The following is a 2,849-nucleotide window of genomic DNA, read 5'->3' on the forward strand; positions in this document are numbered from 1 at the left end:
CGTTGCGGCACCAGAAGCTGGCTTGGCATTCGCGTTGTTTGCGTTCTGCTTCGGCGCGTTCGTTGCTGGCCTGCCGGTATGTTTCGCGTTGTTGTTGGCAGCTGGCTCCGCAGGCCGGGGGGACGTACTTTTTGACGATCTTGGTTACTCGTTCCCCGGTGGGGGTGGTGTCGACGAAGGCGCGGTCGCCGGTGTCCTCGCCGTTCTCGGTGTGGTAGAGGCCGGTGGGGTCGGCGTTGTCGATGGGGTTGTTGCCGCCGTACTGGTAGGCGTCGTACTGGTCGGGGTCGTGGGCGATGAGGACCGGGTCGACGGAGATGAACCGGCCCAGCGTCGGGTCGTACTGCCGGGCGCCGACGTTGGTCAGTCCGGTGGGGTCGATGTCGCCGCCGACGAAGCCTTTGTTGTTCACCCAGATGGGGTTGGAGCCACGTGCTGCCCCGTACGGGGTTTGGCGGCGGATCGACACGGCCTGGGTGCTGGCGTTCACCGCGACCTGTTGGGTGCCCTGGTGGTCGTCGAACAGCCAGGTCAGGTTGGTGGTCGCCGAGCCGCCTGTGCGGGAGGCGCAGACGGTGCCGGCGAAGCTGTAGTAGCGGGTGCCGGTGTTGACGCCGCCTTCGCGGCGGATCTCCTGCCCGGGCAGGTAGAGGGTGGTGCCGCCACTGTCGCGGCGGATGATTCTGACGCCGTCGGGGTCGTAGACGTTGGTTTCGACCGTCTGACCGCCGGCGGAGACGGTGGCGAGTTTGCCCTCGGCGTCCCAGCCCAGGGTCTGACTGTTGGTGCCGGTGCCGCAGTTGTTCGCGGCAGCACCGGTCGGCCGGCAGGTCGTGTTGCCTGCGGCGTCGTAGGCGTAGGTGCTGGCGACGCTGCTCTGGCCGGGTGCCTGGGTGGTCATCGCGGTGACGGCGTGGGGGCGTACCACATCCTGACCGCCGGTGGGCATCGTGTAGGTGCGGGTGGTGTCGCCGCTGGCGGTGTGGCTGGTCTCAGTCAGCCGGGAGCCGGTGGTGTTGAAGGTCCAGTCGTGCCAGTACGGTGCCGGGCCGCCCAGGTTCGCCACGGTCGGGTCGGTCTGGCAGTCCACCCCGACCTTCGGCGTCCAGGCGGTGGTGAGCCGGCCCAGTGGATCCTGCCGGAAGCACTGGGTGTCGGCCTGACCGATCTGGGGTTTCTCCTCGATGGAGGTGATGTTGCCGATGTCGTTGTAGCGGTAGGTGCGGTCGGAGACGGTGCCGACGGTGGTTTCCCGTTCGACGGTGGTGCGGTCGATGCGGCGGGTGGATTCGTCGCGGTGGACGGTGTCCTGGGTCCAGACGCCGCCGGGCATCTTGTAGATCGAGCCGCTGCGTTCGCCGTAGGCGGTGTAGCTGGCGGTGGCCATCGTGCCGTCGAAGCCGGTGAGGCTGGTGTCCAGCCGGACCGGCATCCCGGTCGTCGCGTCGTAGTCGGTGGTGATCTGCTCGGTGACGAGGCCACCGCCGGAGGGATAGGAGATTGACGTGGGGGCGCCGGTCGCGGCTGAGTAGCCGTAGCCGTAGCCGTAGGTGCCGCTCAGCCCGGTCTCGTTGGCCGGGATGACGTAGTTGACGCCCTTGGGCTGGTAGCGGCCGTCGAAGCTGCGCACCTGCCACCGGTAGGCGTTGCTGCTACCCGCCGGCTCGTACCGGATTGCTTGGGTGAGTTGGCCCTTGAATCCGCTCTGCCCGGAGTAGAGAGTGTCGTACTTCCATTCGGCGCGCAGCGCTCCGGTGGCGGAGTCGTCCCGCAGTTCCTTCTTCCGGCCCAACGCGTCGTAGACGTGCCAGAGCACCTCACCGCGGGCGTCGGTGGTCTTGACCAGTTCGTTGCCGTCGTTGAAGGTGCTGGTCGTCACGCCCTTGTCGGGGTCTGTCGTGCGCCACAGGCGGCCCTTGGCGTCGTATTCGTTGATCCACCGGTTCCCGGCCGGATCGACCGTCCTGGCCAGCTGGCCCTTGCGGTTGTAGATGTACTGGGTTTCCTGGTACGCGCCGCTGACGCCGGCCGTGGTGGTGTGTTGACGCAGCTTGACGACGCGTCCCTCGATGTCGGTCACGGTCGTGGTCGGGGTGCCGCCCTGCGGCGGCGTCACCTTGGTCAGGTCGCCCTCATGGGCGGTGCCGGTTCGCCATTTCTCGACCAGGTTCGATACTCCGTCACCGGACAGGAAGATCGCGTTCGTGGGACGCGACGCGCGGTCGAACACGGTCTTGGAGACGGCGGGGACAGACCATTCCGGCTCCCACCACAACGTGCCCGACGGTGCCCCCGGTTCGGCGTGTGCCCCGTAGGAGGTCGCGGCGCGGCCGAGGCTGTCGTAGATCGTGTCGGTGACGACCCGGTTTCCGGTGCCGTCCACCGCCAGGCTCTGGGTCTGTCGGGAGCGCAGCAGCCCGTCGAGGATTTCGTAGGAGGTGACGTAGTTGCCGTCCGCGTTCAACGCCTGTGTCCTGACGAACGGGTAGGCGTTGCGGCCGGCGGCGAACGTGTACATGTACTGCGCGGACGGGGTGGTCGGACTGGCTGCCTTGGTCCAGCCCAGGGCCCACACCTTGCTGACGCGGCCAAGCGCGTCGTACTCGACGTCCGAGATCACCCTGTTGTTCGGGTCGGTGGCCCTGACCGTGGAGCCCCAGTAGGGATTCATCTCCACCGACGAGGTCCAGTTGAACGGCTCCGGGCCCGTCGTGGTCACCTTGGAGACCGGGCCACCGACCGCAGGGGTGTACGCAGTCGTGGTGACATTGCCCTTGATGTCGGTCGCACTCACCGGCCGGCCCGCGGAGTCATAGCCGCCCTGCGACACGACCTGCCACACAGTGCCG

1 protein-coding gene is annotated in these 2,849 nt (G+C 67.6%); it reads right to left on the reverse strand.

Annotation, left to right across the window (positions count from 1 at the left end; all coding sequences use genetic code 11):
• On the reverse strand, window positions 1-2,849 hold a 2,849-nt coding region (locus ACFY2A_RS30475; RefSeq protein ID WP_387176786.1), incomplete at both ends, for an RHS repeat-associated core domain-containing protein.

It is taken from the genome of Micromonospora sp. NPDC000442, assembly GCF_042898635.1.
Taxonomy (GTDB): Bacteria; Actinomycetota; Actinomycetes; order Mycobacteriales; family Micromonosporaceae; genus Micromonospora.